At 73.0% G+C, this 21,541-nt stretch carries 28 protein-coding genes; 11 read left to right on the top strand and 17 right to left on the bottom strand.

Annotated features, from left to right (window positions below):
• Nucleotides 1-12 precede the first annotated feature (12 nt).
• A complete protein-coding gene (locus K7640_RS15805; protein WP_222955589.1) occupies nucleotides 13-375 on the bottom strand; it encodes a VOC family protein in 363 nt (120 codons plus the stop codon).
• Nucleotides 376-428: 53 nt separating this feature from the next.
• Nucleotides 429-1,076 (bottom strand): alpha/beta hydrolase fold domain-containing protein, encoded by a 648-nt coding sequence (locus K7640_RS15800; protein ID WP_222955588.1) that lies wholly within the window; start codon nucleotides 1,074-1,076, stop codon nucleotides 429-431.
• A 172-nt stretch (nucleotides 1,077-1,248) separates the two neighbouring features.
• Between K7640_RS15800 and K7640_RS15795 the strand changes: the two genes are divergently transcribed.
• The 3 genes from K7640_RS15795 (at nucleotide 1,249) to K7640_RS15785 (ending at nucleotide 3,680) form a co-directional block, all read left to right on the top strand.
• A complete protein-coding gene (locus K7640_RS15795) occupies nucleotides 1,249-1,998 on the top strand; it encodes a 1-acyl-sn-glycerol-3-phosphate acyltransferase (RefSeq protein WP_222955587.1) in 750 nt (249 codons plus the stop codon).
• A 135-nt stretch (nucleotides 1,999-2,133) separates the two neighbouring features.
• Nucleotides 2,134-2,751, top strand: coding sequence for an isochorismatase family protein (locus tag K7640_RS15790; protein ID WP_222955586.1), 618 nt, complete (start codon nucleotides 2,134-2,136; stop codon nucleotides 2,749-2,751).
• A 5-nt stretch (nucleotides 2,752-2,756) separates the two neighbouring features.
• Nucleotides 2,757-3,680 (top strand): GlxA family transcriptional regulator, encoded by a 924-nt coding sequence (locus K7640_RS15785; protein WP_222955585.1) that lies wholly within the window; start codon nucleotides 2,757-2,759, stop codon nucleotides 3,678-3,680.
• Nucleotides 3,681-3,716: 36 nt separating this feature from the next.
• Here the strand turns inward: K7640_RS15785 and K7640_RS15780 are convergent, their stop codons facing one another.
• The 4 genes from K7640_RS15780 to K7640_RS15765 all read right to left on the bottom strand — a co-directional run bounded on the left by K7640_RS15780 (nucleotide 3,717) and on the right by K7640_RS15765 (nucleotide 7,708).
• Nucleotides 3,717-4,487 carry a hypothetical protein gene (locus K7640_RS15780; RefSeq protein WP_255609209.1) on the bottom strand — a complete coding sequence of 257 codons (771 nt, stop codon included), beginning with the start codon at nucleotides 4,485-4,487 and terminating at the stop codon, nucleotides 3,717-3,719.
• A 74-nt stretch (nucleotides 4,488-4,561) separates the two neighbouring features.
• Nucleotides 4,562-5,278 carry a response regulator transcription factor gene (locus K7640_RS15775; protein WP_222955584.1) on the bottom strand — a complete coding sequence of 239 codons (717 nt, stop codon included), beginning with the start codon at nucleotides 5,276-5,278 and terminating at the stop codon, nucleotides 4,562-4,564.
• A complete protein-coding gene (locus K7640_RS15770; RefSeq protein WP_222955805.1) occupies nucleotides 5,248-6,540 on the bottom strand; it encodes a hypothetical protein in 1,293 nt (430 codons plus the stop codon). Before K7640_RS15770 ends, K7640_RS15775 begins: the two co-directional genes overlap by 31 nt.
• Entirely contained in the window at nucleotides 6,530-7,708 is a 1,179-nt protein-coding gene (locus K7640_RS15765) for a sensor histidine kinase (protein ID WP_222955583.1), read from the bottom strand. The genes K7640_RS15770 and K7640_RS15765 overlap by 11 nt, the downstream gene beginning before the upstream one ends.
• Before the next feature lie 267 nt (nucleotides 7,709-7,975).
• On the opposite strand from K7640_RS15765, the gene K7640_RS15760 reads away from it, so the two are divergent.
• From K7640_RS15760 to K7640_RS15750, 3 genes are all read left to right on the top strand, one after another.
• Nucleotides 7,976-8,860, top strand: coding sequence for an NAD(P)-dependent oxidoreductase (locus K7640_RS15760; RefSeq protein WP_222955582.1), 885 nt, complete (start codon nucleotides 7,976-7,978; stop codon nucleotides 8,858-8,860).
• Nucleotides 8,861-9,279: 419 nt separating this feature from the next.
• Entirely contained in the window at nucleotides 9,280-9,780 is a 501-nt protein-coding gene (locus K7640_RS15755; RefSeq protein ID WP_222955581.1) for a hypothetical protein, read from the top strand.
• 62 nt (nucleotides 9,781-9,842) lie between these two features.
• Nucleotides 9,843-10,415: a GNAT family N-acetyltransferase gene (locus K7640_RS15750; protein ID WP_308042568.1), complete on the top strand. Its 573-nt coding sequence runs from the start codon at nucleotides 9,843-9,845 to the stop codon at nucleotides 10,413-10,415.
• Between the two features lie 18 nt (nucleotides 10,416-10,433).
• Here the strand turns inward: K7640_RS15750 and K7640_RS15745 are convergent, their stop codons facing one another.
• From K7640_RS15745 to K7640_RS15725, 5 genes are read right to left on the bottom strand one after another with little or no spacing between them, the layout of a single operon-like run.
• Nucleotides 10,434-10,760: a hypothetical protein gene (locus tag K7640_RS15745; protein ID WP_222955580.1), complete on the bottom strand. Its 327-nt coding sequence runs from the start codon at nucleotides 10,758-10,760 to the stop codon at nucleotides 10,434-10,436.
• A 9-nt stretch (nucleotides 10,761-10,769) separates the two neighbouring features.
• Nucleotides 10,770-11,207 carry a DUF6069 family protein gene (locus tag K7640_RS15740; protein ID WP_222955579.1) on the bottom strand — a complete coding sequence of 146 codons (438 nt, stop codon included), beginning with the start codon at nucleotides 11,205-11,207 and terminating at the stop codon, nucleotides 10,770-10,772.
• Nucleotides 11,200-11,667, bottom strand: coding sequence for an SRPBCC domain-containing protein (locus tag K7640_RS15735; RefSeq protein ID WP_222955578.1), 468 nt, complete (start codon nucleotides 11,665-11,667; stop codon nucleotides 11,200-11,202). Before K7640_RS15735 ends, K7640_RS15740 begins: the two co-directional genes overlap by 8 nt.
• On the bottom strand, nucleotides 11,664-12,011 hold the full coding sequence (locus K7640_RS15730) for a metalloregulator ArsR/SmtB family transcription factor (protein ID WP_222955577.1): 348 nt from the start codon (nucleotides 12,009-12,011) through the stop codon (nucleotides 11,664-11,666). Before K7640_RS15730 ends, K7640_RS15735 begins: the two co-directional genes overlap by 4 nt.
• Before the next feature lie 50 nt (nucleotides 12,012-12,061).
• Complete coding sequence (locus K7640_RS15725) at nucleotides 12,062-12,619, bottom strand: hypothetical protein (RefSeq protein WP_222955576.1); 558 nt, start codon at nucleotides 12,617-12,619, stop codon at nucleotides 12,062-12,064.
• 179 nt (nucleotides 12,620-12,798) lie between these two features.
• Here K7640_RS15725 and K7640_RS15720 point away from each other — a divergent pair, with 179 nt between their 5' ends.
• Entirely contained in the window at nucleotides 12,799-14,964 is a 2,166-nt protein-coding gene (locus tag K7640_RS15720; RefSeq protein WP_222955575.1) for a hypothetical protein, read from the top strand.
• A 60-nt stretch (nucleotides 14,965-15,024) separates the two neighbouring features.
• Nucleotides 15,025-15,462 carry a hypothetical protein gene (locus K7640_RS15715; protein ID WP_222955574.1) on the top strand — a complete coding sequence of 146 codons (438 nt, stop codon included), beginning with the start codon at nucleotides 15,025-15,027 and terminating at the stop codon, nucleotides 15,460-15,462.
• A gap of 26 nt (nucleotides 15,463-15,488) precedes the next feature.
• On the opposite strand, the gene K7640_RS15710 is transcribed toward K7640_RS15715, so the two are convergent.
• Nucleotides 15,489-16,178 (bottom strand): GNAT family N-acetyltransferase, encoded by a 690-nt coding sequence (locus K7640_RS15710; RefSeq protein WP_222955573.1) that lies wholly within the window; start codon nucleotides 16,176-16,178, stop codon nucleotides 15,489-15,491.
• A gap of 131 nt (nucleotides 16,179-16,309) precedes the next feature.
• The gene (locus K7640_RS15705) at nucleotides 16,310-16,552 is read right to left on the bottom strand and encodes a winged helix-turn-helix domain-containing protein (RefSeq protein ID WP_222955572.1); all 243 of its coding nucleotides are present in this window, start codon (nucleotides 16,550-16,552) and stop codon (nucleotides 16,310-16,312) included.
• 300 nt (nucleotides 16,553-16,852) lie between these two features.
• On the opposite strand from K7640_RS15705, the gene K7640_RS15700 reads away from it, so the two are divergent.
• A complete protein-coding gene (locus K7640_RS15700) occupies nucleotides 16,853-17,191 on the top strand; it encodes a hypothetical protein (RefSeq protein ID WP_255609207.1) in 339 nt (112 codons plus the stop codon).
• On the opposite strand, the gene K7640_RS15695 is transcribed toward K7640_RS15700, so the two are convergent.
• Complete coding sequence (locus tag K7640_RS15695) at nucleotides 17,146-17,928, bottom strand: hypothetical protein (protein WP_222955571.1); 783 nt, start codon at nucleotides 17,926-17,928, stop codon at nucleotides 17,146-17,148. The genes K7640_RS15700 and K7640_RS15695 overlap by 46 nt on opposite strands.
• A gap of 522 nt (nucleotides 17,929-18,450) precedes the next feature.
• Nucleotides 18,451-18,693 carry a hypothetical protein gene (locus K7640_RS15690; RefSeq protein ID WP_222955570.1) on the bottom strand — a complete coding sequence of 81 codons (243 nt, stop codon included), beginning with the start codon at nucleotides 18,691-18,693 and terminating at the stop codon, nucleotides 18,451-18,453.
• Nucleotides 18,694-18,875: 182 nt separating this feature from the next.
• Between K7640_RS15690 and K7640_RS15685 the strand changes: the two genes are divergently transcribed.
• Complete coding sequence (locus K7640_RS15685) at nucleotides 18,876-19,409, top strand: hypothetical protein (protein ID WP_222955569.1); 534 nt, start codon at nucleotides 18,876-18,878, stop codon at nucleotides 19,407-19,409.
• A gap of 144 nt (nucleotides 19,410-19,553) precedes the next feature.
• Here K7640_RS15685 and K7640_RS15680 read toward each other — a convergent pair whose 3' ends face one another.
• Nucleotides 19,554-19,898 carry a hypothetical protein gene (locus K7640_RS15680; RefSeq protein WP_222955568.1) on the bottom strand — a complete coding sequence of 115 codons (345 nt, stop codon included), beginning with the start codon at nucleotides 19,896-19,898 and terminating at the stop codon, nucleotides 19,554-19,556.
• Nucleotides 19,899-20,202: 304 nt separating this feature from the next.
• Between K7640_RS15680 and K7640_RS15675 the strand changes: the two genes are divergently transcribed.
• Nucleotides 20,203-20,742, top strand: a complete 540-nt coding sequence (locus tag K7640_RS15675; RefSeq protein ID WP_222955567.1) for an ATP-binding protein — start codon at nucleotides 20,203-20,205, stop codon at nucleotides 20,740-20,742.
• A 228-nt stretch (nucleotides 20,743-20,970) separates the two neighbouring features.
• Here K7640_RS15675 and K7640_RS15670 read toward each other — a convergent pair whose 3' ends face one another.
• On the bottom strand, nucleotides 20,971-21,513 hold the full coding sequence (locus K7640_RS15670) for a GNAT family N-acetyltransferase (protein WP_222955566.1): 543 nt from the start codon (nucleotides 21,511-21,513) through the stop codon (nucleotides 20,971-20,973).
• Nucleotides 21,514-21,541 lie beyond the last annotated feature (28 nt).

The following is a 21,541-nucleotide window of genomic DNA, read 5'->3' as shown; positions in this document are numbered from 1 at the left end:
GGGCCCCTCCTTTCACCCGTGCCGGGGGTGCAGGCAGAACTGGTTGCCCTCCGGGTCGGCCAGCACGGTCCAGTCGGGCAGCTCGCGGACCACGGTCGCGCCCGCCTCCAGCACGGCCGCCCGCTCCTCGGCGTCGCCCACCAGGTCCAGGTGCATCCGGCCGGGTGCCGGCAGGTCGTCGGCCCGGCTGATCCAGATGTCGGGCCGGTGCCCGTGCGGGTCACGCAGCAGCACCGACTCGGCCGGCCCGAGCGACCGGTCGGCGAGCCGGGCCGCGTCCTGCTCGACCACCGGCAGCCCGGTCACCGTGCTCCAGAACGGCGCGATCAGGTACGGGTCGCGGCAGAGGATGACGACGGCGGCGAGATCGGGCATGGGCTGACGGTAACCGCCGCCGGGCGCGCGGACGCCCGGTTCGCCGGACGCGGTCAGCCGGGCGGCAGGACGGTGTCGAGGAAGGCGGCGGTGACCGCCAGCAGATCCGGGCGGCTCAGCTCCGGCGCGTGCCCACCGTGGGTGATCCAGGTGTGTACGGGGTGGCCGGCGGCGAGCAGCGCCTCGGTGAGCGCCAGCGTCTGGCTCGCCGGCACCGAGCGGTCGTCGCGGCCGTGCACCAGCAGCAGCGGCGTGCCGCCGCCCAGGTGGGTGGTGACGGTGGAGTCGACGGTGGCCGGGTCGCCCGGGGCCGGCGGGTGACCGAGCAGGCCGGCCCACGGGTCGTCGTCGGCGCGTAGCCGCCGCCAGTCGTCGGCCAACGGATCCACCGCCCCCCAGTACGCCAGCCCGGCGGTCACGTCGCCCGGGCGGTCGACGCCGCGCAGCGCCAGGTGCAGGGCGAGCGTCGCGCCCGCCGAGTCGCCGCCGACCAGCAGCGGCAGCCCGCCGCCGGCCCGCCGCGCGGACCGCGCCGCAGCGCGTACGTCGTCGAGCTGGGCCGGCCAGCGCGCCTCGTCGACGAAGCGGTAGCGGGCCGCGACCAGCCGCAGGCCCAGCGGGGCGAGTGCCGCGCCGTCCTCGTGGTCGCGGGCCCGCCATTCGCCGCCGTGGATCCAGAGCAACGTCGCGCGGTCGGTCATCCGCCGATGCTCCCCGCCCGGCCGGCCCGTCGCCAGTCCGCTCTGCCCCAGGCAGAGCGCCGCGCTGACGGCCGCAGGCGTTAACAAGGGGCCCTTCCGCTACCGAATGCGTCAACAGGGGCACCCTCCTTGCCCCTACGGTGGCGTAACCTACGCGGGGTAAAGTTGGCGGATGCCGGAACTCGTTTATCCGCCCGTCATCGCCGCCGCCAAGACGATGTTCCGGGTCCTCGACCTGCGCCTGACGGTGGAGGGCAGCCACCACGTGCCCCGCACCGGCGGCGCCGTGCTGGCCAGCAACCACGTCAGCTATCTCGACTTCATCTTCAGCGGCTTCGGCGCGCAGGAGTCCCGCCGGCTGGTCCGCTTCATGGCGAAGGAGTCCGTCTTCCGGCACAAGGTCTCCGGTCCGCTGATGCGGGGCATGAAGCACATCCCGGTGAACCGCGCCGCCGGCGCCGGCTCGTACGCCGCCGCGGTGAGCGCCCTGCGCCGGGGCGAGGTGGTCGGCGTCTTCCCCGAGGCCACGATCAGCCGGTCGTTCACCGTCAAGCAGCTCAAGAACGGGGCCGCCCGGATGGCCCAGGAGGCCGGTGTGCCGCTGCTGCCGGTGGCGCTCTGGGGCACCCAGCGGCTCTGGACCAAGGGCCGGCCGAAGGATCTGACCCGCCGGCACACCCCGATCACCATCATCATCGGCGAGCCGATGGACCCGGCCGCCCACCCGGACGCCAACGCCCTGACCGCCGAGCTGCGGACCCGCCTGGAGGCGCTTGTCGACCGGGCGCAGCGGGAGTACCCGGACCGGCCCGCCGGCCCGGAGGACACCTGGTGGCTGCCGGCGCACCTGGGCGGGAGCGCGCCGACCCCGGCGGAGGCCGCCGAGCTGGACCGGGGCGGTCGCCGCACCACCACCTCCTGACCGGGGCGCCAACCTCCTGACCGGGGCGGTCGCCGAACCGGACGCGAGCCGGCGACAGCCGGGTGGCCGGATCGTTCCGCAGCCGGGCAGGATGGTGCCTGCCGGCCGGACCGTCCGCCGGCCAGGATCGAGTCCATGAGCAGAGCCGCACTCGTCGTCATCGACGTCCAGGAGTCCTTCCGGCAGCGCCCGATCTGGGCGTACGCCTCGCAGCCCGACATCGTCGACCAGGTGAACCGGCTGGTCGACGCCGCCCGCCGCCGCGGTGACCTGGTGGTCTGGGTGCTGCACGCCGAGCCCGGCACCGGCGGCGTGTTCGACCCGGCCAGCGGTCACGTCCGGCTGATCGACGGCCTCGCGCCGGCGCCGGGCGAGGCGACCCTGGTGAAGACCGCGCACAACGCCTTCACCACCACCAACCTCCAGCAACTGCTCACCCTGGCCGGGGTGCGCGAGCTGGCCGTCTGCGGCATCCGCACCGAGCAGTGCGTGGAGACCACCGCCCGGCTCGGCCACGACCTCGGTTACGAGATGACGTTCGTGACCGACGCGACGGTCACCTTCCCGACCCCGCACCGCGACCTGCCGGCGGACGCCACCGTGGCGGAGATCCTCGCCGACCCGCGCACCCTGTCCACCGCCGAGATCGTCACCCGGACCGAGTACGCGCTGGCCGGGCGGTTCGCCACCATCCGTACCGTCGCCGAGGTCGTGGGCCAACTACCGGCCGACGCCGTCCCGGCCGGGGTCTGACCGAGATGGCCCGGGTCGTCTTCCTGCTGGTTCCGCAGCTGCACCTGCTGGACCTGGCCGGGCCGGCCCAGGTCTTCTCCACCGCCGTGGATTTCGGGTACGACTACCGACTGCACTACGTCGCCGAGGCCGCCGAGGTGCCCACGGTCCAGGGGGTGTCGCTGCGGGCCGGCACCGAGTGGCCCGAGCTGGGCCGCGACGACCTGGTGGTCGTACCCGGATGGCGGCCGGCGGCGCACGGCCCGGCGGGGCCGCTCGCCCCGGCCGACCTGCGGCGGCTGGCCGACCACCACGCGGCCGGCGGCACGGTCGCCAGCATCTGCGCGGGTGCGCTCGCGCTCGGCCGGGCCGGCCTGCTCGACGGCCGGCGCTGCACCACCCACCACGAGGTGCAGGACGACCTCGCGCGGCGGTTCCGCGCGGCCCGGGTGGTGCGCGACGTGCTCTACGTGGTGGACGACCGGGTGGTCACCTCCGCCGGCATCGCCAGCGGGATCGACGTGGCGCTGCACCTGGTGGCCACCCGGCACGGCCCGGCGGTGGCCGCCCGGATCGCCCGCTCGCTGATCGTGTACGCCCGGCGCAACGGCGACGAGCGGCAGGCCAGCGCGATGCTCCGGCACCGGTCGCACCTGTCCGACGCGGTGCACCGGGCCCAGGACCTGATCGACGCGCGTTACGCCGAGCCGCTGCCGCTGGCCGACCTGGCCGCCGCCTGCGGCGTCGCCGAGCGGACCCTGACCCGGCTGTTCCGCCAGGCCACCGGGCTGACCCCGCTCGGCTACCAGCAACTGCTGCGGGTGGAACGGGCCGAGCACCTGATCGGGCACGGGGCGACCGTGGAGGCGGCCGCCCGGACGGTGGGCTTCACCGACGCCCGGATGCTGCGCCGGCTGCGCGCCCGCGCCCGCCCCGCCCCGGCCGCCTGAACCGCTTCCGCCCGCCCCGCCAATGGCCCCTGCGGGTCAGCAGGCGGAGCCGGGGTGCTCCCGGGGGCCGGGACCGGTCGGCGCCCGCAGCGGCCAGACCGGATCCGGCTCGGCCAGCGGCCGGTAGTAGTCGTCCCGGGACAGGAACTCGACCGGCAGCGAGCCCGGCAGGGTGACCCGCCGGGCGCAGGGCGCGGCGGTGACCCGCGTCGACAGGGCGTCCCGCTCCGGCGGGGAGAGGTCCACCAGCTCCGGGTGCGCCAGGCGGTAGCCGGCGACCGCCCGGCGTACCTGCCGGCCCAGCTCGGCGACCGGCTCGGCCGGCCCGCAGACGGCGAGGGCCGGCTGGCGGATGGTGCGCAGCGCGTCGCAGACCACCAGCAGTTCGGCGTCGTTGTCCCCCACCGGATCGGTGCTCTCCGCGCCCGTGAGCAGCAGCTCCAACCGGGACGGCCACTGCCAGCGGATCTCGCCACTGACCAGGCGGGACAGCCGGCTCAGCCGGCGGTGCCGGGGGCCGGACGGGCGGTCGCCCCCGCCGACCAGGCCCAGCTCGGCACCGGCGCAGACGTACGCCATCCGGCGGTCGGTGACGGTGATCGTGGCGGGGTGGGGCAGCGCCCACTGCCGGGCGGTCTCGGTCGGGCCGATCAGGTAGCCGGCGACCGGTAACCGGTACTGGCCGAGCACCTGTTCACCGGTCTCGGGCACCAACGCGTACCGGCGGTCGAGCAGCGGCGCGTGGTCGTTCCCGAGCGCGTCGAAGCGGTGCGGTCCGATGAAGAAGGGCGACGAGTCCTCGTGCATCCTCACGACCTCCCGGAACGAATGGCCTGCGTGGTGAGTGTGACCGAGGCGGATACCGGGTGTCATGACCGCCGTTAGGGGGTCGGCCGGTCGGCGGCGGCGTGTGACCGGTAGATACCGATGTCCTCCGGACGGACCAGGCCGTCCTCGATCGCCCGGGCCAGCAGGGCGGCCTTCGTCTTGGCAGGTCTGCCCGCCCGGGTGTATTTGATGCGGGCCCGGTCGACGTACTGCTTCACGGTGTGTTCGCTGATCCGCATCCGGCGGGCCACCGACGCCTTCGACATCGACTGGAACCACAGCAGCAGCGCCTCACGTTCCTTGTCGGACAGCGCCGGCCGGTCCGGCCGTGGATCGCCGACCATCGCCCCGGCCAGCGCCGGCGGCACGTACGGGCGGTCGCTGGCCGCGGCGAGCACCGTGGCCACGCAGTGCTCGCGGCCCTCGTGCTTGGCCAGGAACGCCACCGCGCCGGCGTCCAGGGCGGCGAGCATCGTCGCCGGGTCGGTGTGCTCCGAGTAGACCACCACCCGACGCCCGGCGGCGCACAGCTCGGCCAGCTTGTCGAGCACCATCCGCCCGTGCAGCCGCAGGTCGAGCAGGACCACGTCGACCTCCGGGGCGGCGCGCAGCACCTCGTCCGGGTCGTCCCCGGTGGCCAGTACGCGCAGCCGTGGCTCGGTCGCCAGCCAGGCCCGTACGCCGTCGACCACCACCGGGTGATCGTCCACGATCGACACACCGACCGGCGGCCCGCCGGTCACGCTCTCCGCCACCGCGTCTGCGTCCATCTGATCACCCCGTCCCGTTCGTGCGCGTGCTCCACCCCGTCGTCGTCGGTCCCGACCGGCGGCCCCGTCCCCGCCGGCCCGCCCCGGTCGGGGGTGACCACGCCGACGGTCACCTCGTCCGGCCCGGCGACCACGGTCAGCCGGGCCCAGTCGCGCGCCCCGGCCAGCTCCGCCGCGAGGGGCTCGGCGAGCCGCCGGCGCAGCCGTACCGGCAGGGGTGGCGGCACCCCCACGCTCACCAGGTCGATGGCCACCCCGGCCCGCTCGGCCAGGTCGGCGGCGGCGCGCAGCTCGTGCAGCAGCGGGTCGGGCACGTCGTCCGACTCGGCGATCAGCCGGCGCAGCCGGGCGGCGGCCAGCGCGCACCGCCGCTGCACCTCCGGATCGCCAGGGTCGGCACGGCCGGCGGCGAGGTCGCCGAGCACCGTGCCCGCGGCGGCGTCGACCAGCGCCAGCCGGGCCTGCCGCGCCTGCTGGGCGCGTTCCGCCGCGGCCCGTTCGGCGGCCACGGCACCGACCGCGGCGGCGGTACGGGCCCGGTCCCGGGCCAGCCAGGCGATCGCGGCGCTGCCCACGAAGACGGCCACCGGCAGGGAGGAGGTGCCGTAGACGTACATCGCGAAGCGGGCCAGGTCGGCGGGCTCGGTGACGCCGCGGCCGGCCAGCGTGGCCAGGGCTATCCCCGAGTGCGCGGCGAGCAGGACGAGTAGCCGGGTGGCCGGCCGTCCCCAGACGGTCAGCAGCAGGAACCAGGCCAGCCCGCTCCACACCCAGTTCGCGGCGGTGAACAGGTGCCGGTCGCCGACCGCGACGAAGACCGCCGCGTCGACCGCGAGCAGCAACCCGGCCAGCGGCGTCGCCGGCAGTGGGGTGCCGCGCAACAGTCGGTACCCGGCCAGCCCCCCAGTCACCGCGACGAGCAGCCAGGCGCCGCCGACCAGCGGCGCCGCCGGCAGGGCCGACCAGGCGGTGAGCACCCCCGGCAGGCCGACGGCCAGGTGCCAGGCCAGCGCGATGGCGACCGCGGCGACCCGGGCGCCCCGGTCCGAGGCGCGGGCCACGGCCGCCGGGTCGCCGACCCCGGCCGGCTCCGGATCGGCAAACCGGGGGTACGCCGCCAGCTCGTCGGTGCCGGCCGGCTCGGATGTGGGAAGTCGGGGGTACGCCGCCGGGCCGGCCTGCCCGGGTCGGGTCGGCCCGGCGGGGGCGCGCCGTGCGGGCGGCTCGGCGGGAACGGGGGCGGTGCCGAGTTCAGTGGACATCGGGCCACTCCAACCGGATCCGGGTGCCCGCCCCGGGCGCCGACCCGATGGTGGCCCGACCGCCGATCGTGGCCATCCGGCCCCGTACCGACTCGCGCAGGCCGTACCGGTGGGCCGGGACGGCGGACGGGTCGAAGCCCGGACCGTCGTCGGCCAGCTCGACCACGACGCCGCCGCCGGCCGGCGCCAGCCGGAGGGTCACCGACGCGCCGGGCGCGTGCCGGGCCACGTTGGACAGTGCCGCCGCCACGCCCGCCGCCAGCGCCTCCGCGACCGGGCCGGGGACCGCGCCCGGCGCCAGGTCGGCGTGGACCGCCAGCTCTGGATGGCCGGCCAGCACGGCGCGGAGCCGGTCGTCCACCCGGACCGGCGCGTCACCGGGGGCGGACCGGGCCTCGGCCAGCGCGGCCAGGGTACGCAGGTCGGTGGCGCACCGGGCGCGCAGCGTCGCCGACCCCGGGGGGACCGCGCCGAGCCCCACCATGGTGAGCGTGGCGAGCACCGTGTCGTGCAGGTCCCGGTTGTGCCGGCGCTCGGCCTCCCGCGCCGTCCGGGCCACCAGCGCCTCCCGGGACACCCGCTGGTAGTCGGCGAACGCCCGGTCGGCGCGGCCGATCCGGCGGCGCATCACCCCGGTCATCATCGCCGTGCACGCGGTCTGGGCGAGCAGGGTGACGGCGTGCGCTCGCCCCTCGGCCGGGTTCCCGGCGGCGTACGCCCCGGCGGTGTAGGCGGCGGTGACCAGCACGCCGGCCGGCACCGACCAGCGCGCGGGCGCGGTGGCCTGCGTGTTGATCACCGTGGCGCTGGCCAGCACCGCGACCCAGCTGCCCTCACCGGGCAGCACCTCCGGCGCGACCAGCCACGGGATCAGCAGGCAGGCGGCGGTGCTGAGCGCCACGTCCCCGGCGACCAGGGCCGGACCGATGCCGTGCCGCACCGCGCGGACGGCGTAGAGCACCGACCAGGCGGTCAGCAGAACCACCGCGGGCAGCAGCAGCGACACCCGGACCGGCGGGGTGCGCACCGCGAGGGCCACCACCGCCCCGACCAGGCCGCAGGTCAGCCGGAGCAGCGCGGGCAACGTGGTGAAGACCAGCCCGAACGCGGAACCGGCCGGCCGGTCGTGCCCGGCCGGCGGCGTGGTCGGAACGGCAACGGCCGACATCGGGTGAGGCGGTCCTTCCGGCAACGACCCGTCCCGGGTCCGCGCGGTGCAGATCGACATCGGAGAATAACACGACACAACGGACCCAGTCACCCAGGGTGCGCACACCGTCGCACGTAAGGAAGGGCCCCTTGTTAACGCCTCCGGTAGAGGCGGGGCCCCCTGTTAACACCTGCGGCGGTCCGGCTGCCGGAGCGGCGGTAGCGGTGGACGTACCGCGACGGCAAGCGCCCAGCGGGGCGCGCGCTGATGCGGTTGACTGCGGGTATGAGCGACGACCACCGGCGACTGCGGGTCGCCTTCCTCGGCCTGGGGCGGATGGGCACGCCGATGGCCCGGCACGTGCTGACCGCCGGACACGATCTGACCGTCTGGAACCGCAGCCCCGGCAAGGCCGAGCCGCTCGCCGCGGCCGGCGCGTCGGTCGCCGGCACCCCGGCCGAGGCCGCCGCCGACCGGGACGTGGTGGTGCTGATGCTCGCCGCCCCGGACGCCGTCGAGCGGGTGCTGTTCGGCCCGGACGGGGTGGCCTCGGGAGCGGCGCCGGGCACCCTGGTGGTGGACGGCAGCACGATCGGACCGGACGCGTCCCGGCGGATGGCCGAGCGGCTGCGCGGGCAGCACCTCCGGTACGTCGACGCGCCGGTCTACGGCTCGGTCGGTCCGGCCACCGAGGGCACCCTCGGGGTGCTGGCCGGCGGCGCCGACGACGACGTGGCGGCGGCCCGGCCGCTGCTGGAACTCTGGGGCGACCCGAAGCAGGTACGGCACGTCGGGCCGACCGGTGCGGGCAGTGCCGCGAAACTCGTCCGCAACCTCACCCTCGGGCTGGCGCTGGCCGGCATCGGTGACGCGCTGCGGCTGGCGGCCACCCTGGAACTGCCCGGTGACGTGGTGGACGAGCTGATCGCCGCCGGCCCGCTCGGCGCGGCCTTCCCCGGCGTACGCCAGATCCTGGCGGCCGGCCCGCCGGAGACCGCGAACTTCACCGTGGACATGCTCACCAAGGACCTGCGGTTGTGCCTGGCCGCCGAGCCGCGACTGCCGTTGGTGGACGCCGCCCGCGCGGTCGGGGAGGCCGCCCACGCCGACGGCCACGGCCAGGACGACACCCGCGCGCTGCCGCTGTGGATGCGCGACGCCCAGCGGTAAGGAAGGGCCCCTTTTTAACGCCTACGGTAGAGCAGGGGCCCCTTATTAACGCCGCACGCCGGCCGCCGCCGCGTTCGGTTCGTCGTCGGGCAGCGCCACCGTGGCCGCTCGACGGCTGGGCGGCGCCCGCACCATGGGTGCGGCGCGTACCGGCTGGTTCGCGGAGCGTGTCCGGTGTGACATCCGCTCCGGTGTCGGCGCTGAGGGCCACGAGATGGACGCAAGGATCCGGTACGAGGCGGGACCGCGACGTCACCGAGGGTCACCTCGGGGTCGGTGGGCCCTCTCCCGTCAGGAGCTGGCGCGGCTCTCGCGGCTCCTGACCGGCACGTGCGCCGTCTCCGCCCCCGGCCGCCCCGCCGGCAGGACGTCGCCCCACCCCCGGCGCGTCCCCGGCCGACACCCCACGGAGACGCCCGATGCCGCACACCGCTGTCGCGAAACTGTTCACCCTGAAGGCCGGCGTCGCGGCGCTCGCGGTGGCCGCCACCGGCGGGGTGGCGCTCGCCGCCGCGAACGGTGCCCTGCCCAACCCGCTGGACAGGCCCGCCGAGCGGCCCGCCGCGCAGGCCACCGGACCGCTGGCCGACCGGGACCGGGATGAGGCGTCGACGGCGTCCCGGGGCAATCCCTCGCGGCACGTGGTGGGCCTCTGCCGTGCCTACTCGGCCGGGGACAACCCGGGCGAGGTGCTGGCGAAACCGGCGTTCGCCGCGCTGACCGACGCGGCCGGGGACCGGGGACGGGTGGCGGCGTACTGCGACGACCTGCTCGCCACCCGGCGCAACGGCAAGGGCAACGCCCCGAGCACCCGGCCGACCCCGGACGCCCACCCGACCGGCGGGGCGTCGGCGCGGCCGACCGCCCCGCCGAGCAAGCCCGGCGACGACCACCCGCCGACCGCCAGCCCGCACCACTGACCGGCCCGACGACCACCCGCCGGCCCGCACCACTGAGCCGCCCGGCGCTCTAGAGTCGGGCCGTGCCGGCACTCATCACCCCCGCCCTCGCGCCCGGAACCATGGCGGCGCTGACCCAACCCGAGATCGACGGGGACGGCGTACGGCTGCGCCCCTGGCAGCCGGCGGACCGGCCGGCGGTGCTCACCGCGTACGCGGATCCGGCGATCCGGCGTTGGCACTGCCGTTCGATGACCGCGGCCGAGGCCGAGGCGTGGATCGCGGCCTGGCCGGGCCGGTGGCGCGGCGAGACCGGTGCCGGCTGGGCCGTCCTGGACGCGGGCCGCACGGCCGGGCAGATCAGCCTGCGCCGGCTGGTCCTCGACGAGGGCTTCGCCGAGGTGTCGTACTGGGTGCTGCCGGCCGCCCGCGGGCGCGGCGTCGCGCCACGGGCGCTGACCGCGCTGGCCGCCTGGTGTTTCGGCACGCTCGGGCTGCACCGGCTGGAGCTGAACCATGCCACGGCGAACGTCGCTTCCTGCCGGGTCGCGCTGCGGGCCGGCTTTCCCGCCGAGGGTACGAAGCGCGGGCAGGGCTGGCACGCCGACGGCTGGCACGACATGCACGCGCACGCCCGCCTCGACACCGACGACTGAACGCGGGCCGGCGCGGCGTCACCCCTGCGCGCGGGCCCGCACGGTCCGGTGCCGGGCGAGCAGCCAGAGGTACCCGACGGCGTTCGCGACGGCCGCCACGCCGGTCAGCCAGTACACCCAGGCGTCGCCCCGGTCGTCGGGGTCGGCGTCGGTCAGCCCCGACAGCCAGGGCACCCCGCTCGCGAGACCCGCGACCCCGGCCACGACCAGGGCCGCGGGCGCGAGGATCAGCGCCGCGACGCCGGCCGGGGTGAGCAGCGTGGCATCGTCCACGGTGGCCAGCGCGACGCCCACGGTGACGCCGGTGTACGCCCCGGCGAGCGCCCATCGGCCGAGGTTCCTCATGCCGGGCAGTCAACCACGCCGTCTCGTCGACGGCATACCCGATGGCGAGGGCTCGACGGCCCGGGTGCGACCGAGGGCTCGCACGGCGGCGATGACGATCGGAACCAGCGTGAGATGGCACAGGGCCAGGGCCGTCTTGCTCGCCGGGTCGAAGTCGGCGGGCAGCGTCATCACCAGGATGGTGCCGACCGCCAGCGCCGGACCGACGATCAACGCGACCCGGGTGACCCAGCCGGCCACCGGGGCCAGCAGCGCCACCGCGGTGAGGCCGACCAGCAGGGGTACGGCGCTGAAGCCCGCGACCGTGACCGCGTCCACCTCGGCCGGCCCGCTGGGGGAGGTGAACCGGAAGGTGCCGCCCGCTGCCCGGCCGAGGCCGTAGACGGCGAGGTTGACAAGCACGGCGGTGCCCACCCCGAGGCCGACGATCGCCGCGCGGTCAGACACTGGTCGGCTCGGTTCCCCGCGCCTGGATCAGGTACGCCTCGATGCGGTCGAACGCGCCGGCCATCACCTCGGTGGTGAAGAAGTCGCGGATCTCCGGGGTGGGGAAGCCGCTCTGGACGACGGTCATCAGCGTGCCGCCGTCCTTCGGCTCGAAGGTGACCTCGATCCGGGTCGTCATGGTCATCCCGTCCGGGCTGCTGCCGGTCGACTCGGTGACCAGCCGGTGCGGACGGTCGATCTCCAGGAACGTCTGCGTCTCCCGGAACAGCGTGTCGCGGTTGGGACCCCACACGGCGGTCTGCTGCCCGCCGACGCGCAGGTCCACGTCGATCTCGACGATGCCGGGCTGCTCGTCGAGGATGCTGAACCAGATCTTCTGCTTCTCGGCGTCCGTGTACGCGTCGAAGACCTCCGCGGGGGTCGCCGGCAACTGTCGGCTGATTCGCATGTCGAGCGTCATGAGTCCTGTCCCTTCGTGCCACGTTGCAGGGTGAAGTAGGCGTCGAGACCGTCGAGGCGACGGGTCCAGAGCTGCTGGTAGAAGCTGATCCACGCCATCGCCTCGTCCAACGGCGCGACGCCGCCCAGGCGACACTGCCGTGATCTGCCGACCTTTTCGGTGACGACGAGTCCGGCTTCTTCGAGCGTCTGGACGTGCTTCTTCATGCCGGTCAGGCTCATCCCGGTGGGCTCGGCGAGCTGGCCGATGGTGGCCGGTCCCGCGCCGAGGCGGGCGATGATGCCCCGCCGGGTGGGATCGGCCAGGGCGGCGAAGACCCGGTCCAGGACGTCTTGGTGAACCATGTGGTTCACCATAGAACACTGAACCTATTGGTTCAACGTCTGGTGGAAGGTCACCGGCCCCTGGCCAGCGACTCGACCTCGGCGAGGCTGGTGACCCGGTCGCACTCGTCGTCGGTCAGCTTGTTGATCAGCGCCTTGCCGGCCTGCGCCTGCGGGGTCGTCGGCAGCCAGCCGGCCACCAGGTCAGGCAGCAGCAGCTCGTAGCCGACCCGGGCCCGGGGCGAGTACCGGTGCCGGAACCGGGCCACCGCGCTCGCCACCCGCAGCCCGTGCTCGTTGCGGGGGTGGACGTGCGGCCGGTCGACCTCCCGTGCCCCGAAGCGCATCCGGTGGTGGAACTCGCAGGTCTCACAGCTCGCAGGGCCCCGGGCCAGCCGCTGGTGGCAGTCGGGGCAGACGAGCCGGTCCAGGGCGCCGTCGACGGTCCGCCAGTCGTACTCCGCCGGGTCGGCCGCGACGAGCCAGGCCAGTTCGGTCTCGTCAGGTGATCCGGGCGCAACGTCCAGCTCGCCCAGCAGATCCTGCCAGGCCCGCCGGATCTCGGCCTCGATCCCGGCGACGGTGTCGGCGAGCAGCGGGCTGCGCCAGGTGTGGGCGGAGTCGGTCATGCCGACCATCGTGGCACCCCGGCCGCCGCCGAATGTCCATTTAGCCCCACATATAGATAACTAGTGATTCTTGGGGACTAATTCTGGCGGGGCTTCAAATAGTTACGTCTTTGAATAGTCTTCCCCCGATCTCTGGCCGTTACACACAGACGGAGGTGTCGGTGGGACACAGCAGACGATTGCGATCACGACTTGCCGCGGTGGTCGCGGCACTGGTCGCCGTACCGGTGGCGCTCGTCGCCACTCCGGCGTCGGCGGACGGGAAACGCCTCTGGGAGGTGGAGGTCGCCAAGATCCCCACCGCCGAGTACACCCGCGACGCGCAGGTCTACATCACCGAGTCGACCGAGGCCCTGCGGCCGTACGTCGGCGACGGGCTGGGCGACAGCCGGATCGACCCGGTGCTGGCGGACGTCGGCAGTCGGTACTTCGACGGCGCCCGGTTCAAGGGCGCGGGTGACGGCGCGGCGGCGTTCGACAACCTCAAGCACCTGGAGGCGTTCCTCAAGAGCCGGCTCACCGGCGCCAGCCCGCCCAACGGCGAGGCCGAGCAGGCCCACGTGGTCGCGCTGGTGGAGACCCTGTCGGGCGCCCGTCTGCTGGCGGACGCGGCGATCCAGGACGCCGAGGCGACCATCGGCCCGTTCCGGGCCAGCCCACCACCCGCGCCCGCCCCGGTGGGGCTGACCGAGGCGTTCGCGGACCTGGCTGCGGCAAAGGTGAGCCTGGCCAAGGCCGACGACATGCTGGTCAAGGCCAACCCGGTGCCGGCGACGATCAATTCGGCGGACGCCTGGGCCAAGGGCTTCAACGTGCTGGCCCGGCTCGGCATCACCTACGACGGCGACCACGACTCCGACGGCGTGGTCGACGTGGTGGAGCTGCGCTTCGGGTCGAGCCCGCTGCTTGTCGACTCCGACGGCGACGGCCTGACCGACAAGTTCGAGATCACCAAGCTCGCCGGCTGGACCATGCCGGGCCGGTACGACACCGACGGTGACGGGACGAACGACGGCGCCGAGGACGTCGACGGCGACGGCCTGTCCAACCTGCGCGAGCAGGAGCTGGGCACCTCGCCGACCGAGGCGGACACCGACGGCGACGGGCTCAGCGACGGGGCCGAGGTGGCCCAGGGCCGGAACCCGCTGGTGGCGGACAACCCGCCGCCGCCGGTCAGCAGCCCCACCGACCCGGTGCAGACCACGCCGACCGACACCGACACCGACGGCGACGGCATCGCGGACACCACCGAAGTCGACGACAGCGAGACCGACCCCGCGAACCCGGACACCGACGGTGACGGCCTGGGCGACGGGGCGGAGATCAACGAGCACCTGACGAACCCGCTCAGCTCCGACACCGACGGGGACGGCCTTGCCGACGCGTACGAACTCGCGCACGCCGAGGACCAGGGCCTGGACCCGCTGATCCCGGACGAGCGGGTCAGCAAGTGGACGTACGTCACCGATTTCGTGGTCGGCCTGATCGCCGGTGACTTCTCGCCCCGGGATTCGATGGCGTGGCTGTCGGGCTACCTGTGCTCCGGCGGGCTGAGCCTGATCCCGGTGGTCGGTTGGGTGCTCGGCGGCCTGGCGGACCTGCGCGACACCGTCGCCGCGATCATCCACCAGGACTGGGTCGGCGCCGGGTTGAGCATCCTGGGCCTGGTCCCGTACGTCGGTGACGCGGTGGCGATCCCGGGCAAGGCCGCGAAGTTCGTGGCGCGGTACCTGCACCGGCTCGACAAGGTGATCCACTTCGTCGCCAAGTACGACAAGATCTCCGACAGCGTCAAGACGCTGACCATCCGCGCCATCCTGCTCGGCAACTACAGTCGCCTCACCGACGCGGGCTTCGCCGACGACATCATCCTGCGGCTGGCCCGCCGGGCGGACAACAGCCTCGGGCGGCTGGCGGACGCGTTGACCAGCGCGGTGACGCCGCCACCGTCGCCGACGCCCTGGCTGCGGGGCGCGAACGCCGGCGAGGACTACTTCGCCGACGTGGTGATGGCGGGGGTGCCGGGCGTGCGTAACCACGCCGGGCGGATCGCCACCCCGGGCGTGCCGAGGCCGGGATCGGCGCGCGAGCCGGACTTCCTGGAGACCGGCCCGCCGCGCAAGCTGCACGAGGTGAAGACCGGCAAGCCCTACCCCGGCCACTACCTCAAGCAGTGTGCCCAGGACCGGCACCTGCTCGACACGGCGCAGGTCGCCGAGGTGATGTGGCACTTCATGCCGCACGCCAACGGGTCGCTGGACATCCCGCAGGATCTCCTCGACTGCCTGCGCAGCAAGCGGATCCCGTTCAAGATCTATCCGTCGAACGGGTCCTTCTGGCCCTGATCCCGTCCACGTGGGGGCCCGGTGGCGACACCGGGCCCCCCTTGCCCGATAGTGGGAGTCATGAGCTGGTTGCGACGGTCCCGCCCCGGCTACGCGGTCGACGGTGTCGAGCCGCAACGCGTCGACGGCTGGGACGTCTTCGACGGCGACGCGCTGGCCGGTTCGCCCGCAGTGGCCGAGGCCGCCGCGCGCCTGCCGGACGATCCCGCGCTGGAGGACCTACCGGGCTATCTGGCCGTCTCCACGAAGGACGGCCGGGAGTGGACGCTCAGCTTCGACGACGGGAAGCTGGTCGTCTTCGGCCTGTCCCGCCCCGGCAGCGACCTCTTCGAGCAGGTGCTGACGGCCGCGCCGTGGACCGAGTCGGTCGAACGCGTCGACCGCGAGGTCTTCCTGTTCACCACCATCGGGGTGCTGCCGGCAGACGTGGTGCTGGCCCACTGCGTCGACGTCTGCGGCGAGGTCTTCCGCCGGCTCGGCGACTCGCCGCCGGCATAGGCCGCACACGCGGCGGCGGACGCGGATCAGGCGGCCGCCGGCTCCGGCACGCAGGCGACCGCGATGGGCGAGCGGACCGTCCAGCCGAGACTTCCATAGAGGCCGCGACCGTCGTCGGTGGCCACGAGGATGCCGGTGCCCGCGCCGCGCCGCAGGGCGTGCCACGCGAGCGTACGCATGACGACGGTGCCCAGCCCGCGCCGCCGGTGCGCGGTCGCGGTCTCCACCTGGTCCACGATCGCGTACGCGCCGGTGGTCGCGAGCTTGCCGGACGCGGCGATCCGCCCCTCGGGGTCGAGGACTTCGGCGGTGACGACCCCGCCCGAGGTCTGCACCCGCACGGCGTACGGCGGTGGGGGAGGCGGCTCGGCGGCGGCCCGGAACGTCGTCGTCATGAGGTAGCCGGTGTCGTCGAGTTGCCACTCGGGCGGGAGGGCGGCGCGGAGTTCGGCCGGGTCTCCGGCGACCTTGATCCAGGTCCCGGGCGCGTTCTGGTGCCGGCCGAGTCGGGTGAGCGTCCGTTCGTCGGGAGCGTGCAGCACGAAGCGGCGGCGATGGCCGGGCAGGCCCACGTCGACCTGCCAGCCGTGGGGTGCCGGAACGGGCGGGGGAGTGGCCCGGGAGATGGTCCAGCCGCGTACCCAGGCGCTCACGATGCTGGACAGGTCGCCCAGCGGCCCGGTCTCGATCGTCGTCGCGCAGCCGTCGCCTCGCACAGTCCACCCCCGCTTGGTCTGGTGTCACGAGCTTATTGCAAAACTATGGCAACAGGCGAAGCGGATGGGGGCCGGGGTCGCCGTTGGTCACCGGCGGATGGGTGTGGCGGAGGGCATGGCGGCCCTTCGCCTCACTCGGTGTCCTCCCAGGCCACGTAGGTGCCTCTGTGCGGGATCGTGACGACCAGGCCTCGCTCGCGCAGCAGAGCTACCGCCAACCTCGCCGTTCCCCGTGCGATCCCGTACTCCTGCCGCAGTTGGTTCTCGCTTGGGATCGGGCGCTTCGGTTGCAGCTTGCCCTCCTCGATGTCCTTCGAGATCAAATCCGCCACTTGGACGTACAGCGGAGTGGGGGACAGCGGATCGACACTCATTGCCCCACCCTCCTTGAACGTACAGGACGTCCAAGAGTCAGGAACAACCCTAGTTAACCCTGGACGTGTATGGACAAGTGGACTACCTTCTGTCGCAGGGTCCAAACCTGCGGAGGTGGCCGTGCGGCGCTACATGGAGGAGGGCGAGGAGTCACCCTTCGACATCCAAGTTGCCTGGTATGCGCTCGATCGTCATCGCGTCCGCAGCTGCCGGCGGTGCCGGGTCAACTGGTGCCCGGTGGTCGTCGTCGCCCGAGCCCGGATCCTGGCGTGGCGCAGGGCGAAGCGGTCGTGAGCGCCCTGAAGGCTGGTGCCTTGCTCCGCGTCGGCAAGCGAGCCAGCGTCCAGTTCGTGCGGCCCTTCAACTTCAGGTTGATCCGCGTACTGGATTGGGTCACCTACGACGGATGGATCTGGCTCGACGGCTATCAGCTCGACGATCGAGGGGACGCGGTGGCGCGTCGGTCGATCTTCGTCATGAAGGCCGGACTGCGGCCCGGCGTCGTGGCCACTCCGCGTCGGCGCACGGCAGGCAACGTACGCCGAAGTCGCCGCCCCGCCACCGCGCCGGCCGGCTCGCAGCGGGCGCCGGATCAGCGCAGGGACAGCCAGAGCGCGCCCACGGCGACAGCCAGATAGAGGCCCGAGGCGACGGCGACCGCCTGGTGACGCCGGTGCTCGGGCCAGCCCAACAGCCGGGTCACCTCGGCGATCAGCGGCAACACGAGTACGGCGTGCAGCGTCGTGCCGTGCAGCGGCTTCAGGAACCCGGCCGTGTCGTACGCGAGCTGGGGTTCGCCCGCGCGGACCAGGGCGACGCCCATGACGATCATGACCACCCCGGTCCCGAGCGCGACGAGCAGCAGCAGGAAGCCCGCGCGCACGGCCAGCGCCAGGTCACGCCCGCCGCGAACCCGGCCGCGTAGCGCGACGACGGCCAGGACGCCCAGCGTGAGCACCAGGACAGCGCCGCCGAAGGCGAGGCTCATGGTGATCCGGGCATCGAACGGTGTCTCGTAGTTGAAGTGCGACGGGACCCGGCGCCACGCCTGGATCGTGATGCCGGCGACCTCAAGGACGCAGTCGGCGGCGAAGACGCCCAGCAGCCAGGCCCGCGTACGCGGCCGCATGACCAGCATCGACGAGACCCAGGCGATGGTGATCAGGGTGAGGCCGAAGGAGAGCCCGAAGGTGGTGGGCTTGCGCCACGAGACCGGGCCCTCCCACGGGGTGTCGCCGACGAGGAAGACCACGAGGTGGACGACGCCGGACAGCACGAGGAGACCGCCGATCGCGTACGCGATGGTCTGCACCCGCGGCCGGTCCTGGCGCAGGGGGCCGGTCGGCGAGAATCGTCGTCTTGTCGTCGACGTCATGGGCTCTCCCCTCGGATCAGCGCAGCGCAACGGTCCGGTGGCACGCCGTCACCAGTGCCAGCACGGCGTTGACCGGGACGGCCACCAGACCGGCGCGTTGCGGGGCCGCTGGAGTGGGATGCGCGCCGTCGTCAGCGAGCCGTTGCCGGCCATGTCAGGGTCTCCTTGGTGGCGGGTTCGATCGGTGCCGTCGAGTCTTGTCCTCACGGGCCTGGTTGGCGTCCGCTCTACGCGGCAGGCGCGCGTACGCAAATCTGCGTACCGCGTTTCGGCTACCGCCCCCAGCGCGGGAGCCCCGACTTCGCGTTCAAGGACTACGAGTGCGTCGCGGAGGCGATCACCGCGGCCGCGGCTTCCTCGACGCGGTAACCCCTGCCGGCCTAGACGCTGACCGCAGATGCCGACGGCACGTCGGTCGCTACCGACACGACGGCGACGTAGGTCGTGGCCAGCACCGCGGCGACGGCGAACGCGACCAGCATTCCGATCACGATGCCTCCCCGTACGACCGACTCCAGCAGGCTATGCCGCGCCGCCGTGTTGCTGCTGCCCGATGTCCACGAGCTCGTCGAGCCTGGTGACCACCTGCCCGTACTTCAGGCCGAAGGAATACTGCGTGCCGTGCTCGTTGCGACCGACGAGCTTGATGCCGTGTATCCGGTGTTGCACGGCGGTCAAGCGCACTCGCAGGCTGCTTCCATTCGGGTAGACGTGGTGGACAACGTCACCGACTTGCAGGCTGTCGGCGGGCACATCCTCGTCCATGACTGACATCCTGTCGGCGTACCGGCCCTCGCACCAGCGAGTTCCCGCCAACAGCAGAGCGACGGGCGAATATGCGGTTGGGTTGGCGCCCGGCGTCGCTGCGCCGGTCGCCTGAGATGATCCATGCCGGGTGGTCGGGTGGCTCGCTGAGTCGGGGAGACGTTACCGCGAGGGGTGTGGGAGTGGAGGCGCTCGACGTCCTGACAGCGTTCGGCTCGACTGGCCGGGTCGGTCTTCTTCATCCCGGCGCCCGGCTGCGGGAGGTCGTCGCCGGCTACGGCATGCCGTGGGACACCGGGCGGATCGGCAAGCGCCGCAGGTGGCCGCACCTGTACTCCTACGGCGACGTCGAGTTCGTCGTATGTCGCTGCCGGATCATCACCTCCGTGACGGTCCAGACCTGGCGGGGGACCGTCGAACTTCCGAGCCGAGCACGGTCGGGCGAGACCGTCGCCCTGCCCGCCCGACTGACCTTCACACAGGTCGCCGATGCCCTGACCGCCGTTGGCTGCCGGTGGGAACGGCCCACACCGAGCGAGGGACAGCACGGGCTGCGCACCCTGCCGCAACGCGTCGACTTCACCTTTGTCACCGACGACGGACCCGATGCGGTGCTGCATGTTGCGGGTACCCCGGTCCACGAACACGAGTGCATGCCGGCGGCCGACGTCGAGGCTGCCTTCGCTGATGGCTTCCCTCCCGAGCAGGCCGGCTGACCCAGTCACAAGCGCACTCGTTGAGAACGGCGCGGCCGGGGGTTCTCGCGTAACCCTCGTTGTGCCTGAGCGAGGAGAGCCCGCCCCCGCCCGTCTTCGGGGATCTCCGAGGCAAGGCCGGGGTGTGGGGCGGAGCCCCACGGTTTACCGGGTGGGCGGAAGGACTCCGTCGGAGGTGTATCGCTCTCCTTCGTCGCCTTGGAGGTTGCCCCGCAAGTCCTCGGCAAGGGCTCCGAACTCCCGGTAGGCGTCGCCGTCGAAATGGCCTTTGATCTCGATGGCACCTTCGAACCAAGTCAACGAGACAACGCTCCCGTCGGCGCAGGTGTACTCGTAGATGGGCTGGCGGTCCTCATCCCAGCCGAGCCATCCACCTACCCTGAGCGTGGAGTTGCTCTCCGCGTAGGACAGCCACTCGTCCAGGGCGACGGGGTGCTCTTCGCTGTCGTAGTACTCCTCGGCTCGGCTGATGTGCAGCTCGTATCCCACGCTTCCTCCACGCCATCAGCTCTCTTGTCAGGAGGAGCGCAGGATACAGGGCAGGCGGTTGCCGGCCGGCCCGGCCGTTGCCGGCCGGAGGTCGCCAGCAGGCCGGGGCTGGGCCGGCGCGGCCCGCTTGCGGGCCGCCTTGATCTGATAGAGCGGGATTCGGCAACTACGCGCGCTACCTGCGCGTCCTCCGTCGACGGAAGTGCGACACACGTCCGCCAACTGATCTGCGACACCGACGCGCGCTGATCGAGGCATGAGTGAACGTCAGCGATGATGGCGCGACCGCTTGGATGGGGAAACGATGACGACACGACCGACTCTGTTCCTAACCGTAGGACTGCCAGGCACCGGGAAAACCACGGAAGCACGGCGCGTGGAAATCGAGGAGAAGGCTCTTCGCCTCACGAAGGACGAGTGGGTGAAGGCCCTGTACGGTCTCGCGAACCCGCCGTCGGCCTCGGACGTGATCGAAGGACGGCTCATCGAGATCGGGCTGCGCGCTCTCCAGCTCGGCATCAACGTCGTTATCGATTTCGGCCTCTGGGGTCGAGACGAGCGCTCCGCGCTACGGCAGGCAGCTGCCGACCTCGGCGCGGCGGTGGAGATGCGCTACTTCGAACTCCCACCGCCCGAGCAGCGGAGGCGACTTGAGCGGCGCCACGCCGAAGAGCCGCACACGACGTGGCACATGTCCGACGAGGAACTCGCCGAGTGGGCTGCCATCATCAGCATCCCGACGCAAGGGGAACTCGACGGCAGTGAACCTGTCGATTGCCCGCCAGCAGGATTCGCGACTTGGCAGGACTGGCGCAGGCATCGCTGGCCTCCGTCGCTCCCCTGACACCAAGGATTCCGAGCCCGCCAGCGACACCTCAGCGCGCTGGTGGCGGCAGACCCGGTCATTCATCTCGCGAACCGGCCGCGTCGAGCACCCGCTGAATCAACTGGGTGGTCGAGATTCCCCCCGTTCGCCGAACGTAAGTGAGTTTCCCGGCTGCTGCAGCCGGCCCGTACAGCGGATCGGCGCGTGCTTGCAGGTTGGGCACAGCTGCAGCTATCGAGCACGCACTTAGCCGAATCGCTTCGGGTCGAAGGGTTCAGGGTAGTGGAATCGGCCGCGTTGGCCGTTGTAGTGGGTGAGTGCGCGAACCTGAAAATACTTCCCCCACGACACATCGGGTGGGTCGATGTCGTACTGCTGTGCCGGGACGAACCCAAATCGGTGGTAGTAGTCCGGGTCACCTAGCAGCGCCACCAATGGCTCGCCGAGCGCGTCGGCCGCGCCGAGGACGGCGTGCATCATCGCCGAGCCGATCCCGGCCCGTTGGCGATGCGGGAGCACACTGACCGGGCCGAGCGCCAAAGCCGGTTCGGCATCGACGCGGGCGCGGGTCGCGAGCACGTGACCGACCACCGCATCGTCCTCGATCGCGACCAACGACAGCTCAGGGATCCAACTCTCGTCAGCGCGAAGCCACGACACAAGCGTCGCTTCACCGGGATCGCCGCCGGGCTCCACCGGTGGGGCGCTGTGGTCAAGGCCCCGGAATGCGGCCGCAGTCACGGCCCGGATCGCCTCTGCGTCATGGGCGAGTTCGCGTCGAATGATCACCCCCGGACCTTGGCAGCACCCAACAGAC

The organism is Micromonospora sp. PLK6-60 (genome assembly GCF_019890675.1).
Taxonomy (GTDB): domain Bacteria; phylum Actinomycetota; class Actinomycetes; order Mycobacteriales; family Micromonosporaceae; genus Micromonospora.
Note: the sequence above shows the minus strand (reverse complement) of the source record. Positions and strands in the feature narration are given on the sequence as shown.